This is a genomic window from Streptomyces sp. NPDC058373 (assembly GCF_042723275.1).
In the GTDB taxonomy this organism is placed as follows: domain Bacteria; phylum Actinomycetota; class Actinomycetes; order Streptomycetales; family Streptomycetaceae; genus Streptomyces.
Map to the genome: position 1 here is coordinate 1 of NZ_JBHXJE010000094.1, position 4,550 is coordinate 4,550.

Here is a 4,550-nt window from a genome sequence, read left to right on the forward strand (position 1 = left end):
CTCGTACTGGACGTACTCGGGTGATTCGGGCGTACGGCGAGAGTGCGTGCCAGGCGTCGCAGGCCCACGAAGATCCGCCGGACAGGGCCTAGGGGCGCCCCGGGGTGGGTTCCGCCCGGTACGTCCTGGGTGCGCCTCCGGTGGGGGCCTGCGGCGGGGCGGGCGGGGTGACGTGCCGTCGGAGGCGGGGGGCGTGGCCGGGTGTGCGCTGGGCTCGGGGTTGGGGCATTGGTTGGCCTCAAACGCCGGCCGGGCTGAGGGTGGCCTCAAGCGCCGGCCGGGCTGAGGGGCGGCTCGGGTGGGGGGACTGTCCGGCTCCACGGTGCCGGTCACCGATGGCCTCAAGCGCCGGCCAGGCTGAGGCCGTGTGCCTGCCCGGACGCCAGGCGCCGCCGGGCCGGGGTGGACAGCGGTTCGCCCCACTGGCCACGAACCCGCAACGCCGCCGCGACAGTGGGGGCCGCGGGTGTGACGCGCGGCACGGGGAATTCGTCCTCCAGTTTGCTGAACAGGGCCAGGGGTAATCGGGCCGGACAGGCATCCGCTCAAGGAGGACGCCGATCACCGACCCCCTACCGCAGGAGTTTTTCTTCATGACCGCTTCTCAGGAGAGCACCGGCCGCAACATATTCGTCGTCGGACTGGACGAGGACAATCTCGATACGCTCTGCGCGGTTCCCGGCGCCGATGAATTCACCTTCCACCCGCTGCTGTCCCAGGACGAACTCCAGCACGGGGAGATCGATTTCCCGGAACTGCTGCGCAAGGCGCGGGCCACGCTCGACGCCTTCGAGGGCACCGTGGACGCCGTGGTGGGCTACTGGGACTTCCCGGTGAGCACACTGGTGCCGATCCTCGCCCAGGAGCGCGGGCTGCGCTCCAGCAGCCTGGAGTCGATCGTGCGCTGCGAGCACAAGTACTGGAGCCGCCTGGTCCAGCGCGAGGTCGCGCCGGAGGCGGTGCCGGGCTTCGGCCTGGTCGACCTGGACGCCGAGGTGCCGCGGCCGCCCGAGGACATGTCGTTCCCGATGTGGCTCAAGCCCGTCAAGTCGTTCTCGTCCGAGCTGGCCTTCGGCGTCCGCGACGAGCAGGAGTTCCGCGACGCGGTGGCAGAGATCAAGGAGGGGATCGGCCGGGTCGGCGGCCCCTTCGAGCACATCCTCGACCGGCTGGAGCTGCCGGAAGAGGTCGCCTCGGCGGGCGGCACCGCCTGCCTCGCCGAGGAGGCGCTGACCGGCGTGCAGGTCGCCGTCGAGGGCTTCGTGCACAACGGCGAGGTGGTGGTGTACGGCGTGCTGGACTCGCACACGTACCCCAACAGCGCCTGCTTCCTGCGCCACCAGTACCCGGCGGACCTGCCGGCGGAGACGGTGGAGCGGATCGTGGACATCTCGCGCCGCGTCATCGAGCGGGTGGGAATGGATTCGGTGACGTTCAGTATCGAGTTCTTCTACGACCCGGAGTCCGGCGCGGTGAGCATCCTGGAAATCAATCCGCGCCATTCCCAGTCGCACGCCGAGATGTTCGAACATGTCGACGGCGTCCCCAACCATCACCGCTTGATTTCTCTCGCGCTCGGTCGTGACCCTCGTGTGAAGCAGGGGGACGGTCCGTATGAATTCGGCGCCAAGTGGTACTACCGTGTTTTCCGGGACGGTGTCGTGCGGCGCGTTCCGACGCCCGACGAGATCGCCCGGATCGAACGTGAGATTCCCGGCGTGAAGGTCCACGTCGTCCCGGAGGAGGGCGTCCGGCTCTCCGAGATGCCGGGCCAGGACAGTTACAGCGCCGAGCTGGCCCACATCTACGTGGGCGCCGACAGCGACAAGGAGCTGGAGGTCAAGTACGACCGAGCCGTCGACGCGCTGGAGTTCGAGATCGACGACGCGGCCTGAGCCCGGCCGCTCTCCCGCGCCAGCCCGCACGACCTCGCACTGGAAGGCTGCTGCCCCCGTATGCGTTTCGTCAGCAATCTGCCCCACCCCGTCAAGGAGGAGGAGCACGTCCGCATCCCGATGTCCGACGGGGTGCGGCTCTCCGCCCGGATCTGGCGGCCCGCCTCCTCCGACGAGCACCCGGTCCCGGCGGTCCTGGAGGCCATCCCGTACCGCAAGCGGGACCTCAGCTCGGTCCGCGACTCGATGCACCACCCGTACCTCGCGGGGCACGGCTACGCCTGCCTCCGCGTGGACCTGCGGGGCACCGGTGACTCGGAGGGGGTCCTCCTCGACGAGTACCTGGAGCGGGAGCAGCAGGACGCCGAGGAGGTCCTCGCCTGGATCGCCGACCAGCCGTGGTGCGACGGCTCCACCGGCATGATGGGGATCTCCTGGGGGGCGTTCGCCGCGCTTCAGACGGCGGCGCGCCGGCCGCCGAGCCTGAAGGCGGTGGTGCTGGCGTCGTTCACCGACGACCGGTACGACGACGACATGCACTACATGGGCGGGGCGATGCTCTCCGACAACCTCGCCGAGGCGGGCACCATGTTCGCCTACGCCACCTGTCCGCCCGACCCGGCCGTCGTCGGGGGGAGCTGGCGCGAGATGTGGCACGAGCGGTTGGAGGGCAGCGGCCCGTGGGTCGTGGAGTGGCTGCGCCACCAGCGGCGCGACGCCTACTGGCGGCACGCCTCGGTCTGCGAGGACTACACGGCGGTCCAGGTGCCGGTGCTGGCCTCCAGCGGCTGGGCCGACGGGTACTCCAACGCGGTGACGCGGCTGCTGGAGCACATCGACGTGCCCCGCAAGGGGCTGATCGGGCCGTGGTCGCACAAGTTCCCGCACCTGGGCGAGCCCGGTCCGGCGATCGGCTACCTCCAGGAGGTGGTGCGCTGGTGGGACCACTGGCTCAAGGGTGAGGAGAACGGCGTCATGGACGGCCCGATGCTCCGCTCCTGGATGCAGGAGAGCATGCCGCCGTCCACCTCCTACGAGGAGCGCCCCGGCCGCTGGGTCGGTGAGCCCGAGCTGCCCTCGCCGCACGTCGAGCCGGTCGTCCACCCGCTCTTCGCGCACCGGATCGGGCACTCCGGCGAGGCGGAGACGGAGGGCCCGGGCGCGGGCGAGCCGCTGACGGTGCGCTCCCCGCTGTCGGTGGGCCAGTTCGCGGGCAAGTGGGCGTCGTACAACGCGCCGCCGGACCTCCCCTACGACCAGCGGGAGGAGGACGGCGGGTCGCTGGTCTTCGACAGCGAACCGCTGCCGGAGCGGGTCGAGATCCTCGGCACGCCCACGGTGGAGCTGGAATTCACCGTGGACCGGCCCATCGCCCAGGTCGCGGCCCGCCTCTCGGACGTGGCGCCGGACGGGGCGGCGACCCGCATCACCTACGGCGTCCTCAACCTCACCCACCTGGCGGGCGGTGACCCGGAACCGCTCGTGCCGGGCCGCCGCTACCGGGCCTCGGTGCGGCTCAACGGCATCGCGCAGGCCTTCCCGCCCGGCCACCGGGTCCGGCTGGCGCTCTCCACCTCGTACTGGCCGCTGGCTTGGCCGCCGCCGGAGCCGGTGCTGCTCTCGGTGGAGCCGGGGGCGAGCACGCTGACGCTCCCGGTGCGGCCGGTGCGCGCACCCGACGAGGGGATCTCCTTCGAGGAGCCGGAGGCGGTGGAGCCGCTGGAGACGGAGCAGCGGGTCGCGCCGGAGCAGAGCTGGCAGGTCTCCCGTGACCTGGTCGACTACCGGTCGGCGCTGGACATCGTCAAGGACAGCGGGACCACGCACTACGCGGAGATCGACCTCGACGTGTGCCGCCGGGCCGTGGAGCGGTACGACTGGGTGGCCGACGACTTCGGCTCTGTGCGCGGACGCTCCGCCTGGACGATGCGGTTCTCCCGCGGCGACTGGGAGACCCGGACCGAGACCAACACCGTGCTGACCTGCGACGAGAAACAGTTCCACGTCCACGCGACGCTGGACGCCTACGAGGGTGCCGAGCGGGTCTTCTCGCGGAACTGGAAGGTGAGCGTCGACCGCGACCTGACCTGAGGCGGCGCACCTGAGCGCCCCGGACCACGACGGTGGTCCGGGGCGCCGCGCGTGGTCAGGCCGCCCGCAGCGGGGTCGGCGCGCCGAAGCGGGCGCCGGCCGCCGACGCCCTGCGGCTGGAGGTCGGCACCCGTGTCGGCGTCACGACGGTCTACCCGAGCATGGTCACCGGCCCCATCCACGACACCGCCCGGCCCGCCGGTCTCTCCCTGGGGAGGGTCTCGCGCCCGGAGCCGGTCGAGGGCGTCGTGGACGCGGTGGTGGGCGCGGCCACCGCGCGCCGCGCCCCGCGCGACGTGGCGACGACGGGCCCGGGCCGCCTGGAGATGGCCTTCGCCCGGCACGCCCCCGCCCTCGCCGACCGCGTGGTCCGCCGCACGGTGGCCGCCCACGTCGGTGCGGGCGCCTTCCGCGACGCCCCGCCGGCGGCGGGGCCGGTGCGGCGGCACCGGATGAGGGGCTGTGGCGCCGAGGGTGCCGACGGGGCGTCACTTCGGGCGCGCGCTCGCCGGGGAAGGCCGGGCGCCACGCGCTCCGCCGTCCCCGAAAACCGGCCCCGCCCAC

2 protein-coding genes and 1 pseudogene are annotated in these 4,550 nt (G+C 72.4%); all 3 read left to right on the forward strand.

The features are described 5' to 3' along the window. The first annotated feature begins 593 nt into the window (after positions 1-593). On the forward strand, positions 594-1,895 hold the full coding sequence (locus tag ACFWMZ_RS28085; RefSeq protein WP_383204979.1) for an acetyl-CoA carboxylase biotin carboxylase subunit family protein: 1,302 nt from the start codon (positions 594-596) through the stop codon (positions 1,893-1,895). Between the two features lie 60 nt (positions 1,896-1,955). Further along, positions 1,956-3,986 (forward strand): CocE/NonD family hydrolase, encoded by a 2,031-nt coding sequence (locus tag ACFWMZ_RS28090; protein WP_383204982.1) that lies wholly within the window; start codon positions 1,956-1,958, stop codon positions 3,984-3,986. A gap of 32 nt (positions 3,987-4,018) precedes the next feature. Then, positions 4,019-4,550: pseudogene (locus ACFWMZ_RS28095) on the forward strand (hypothetical protein); the annotation flags it as partial.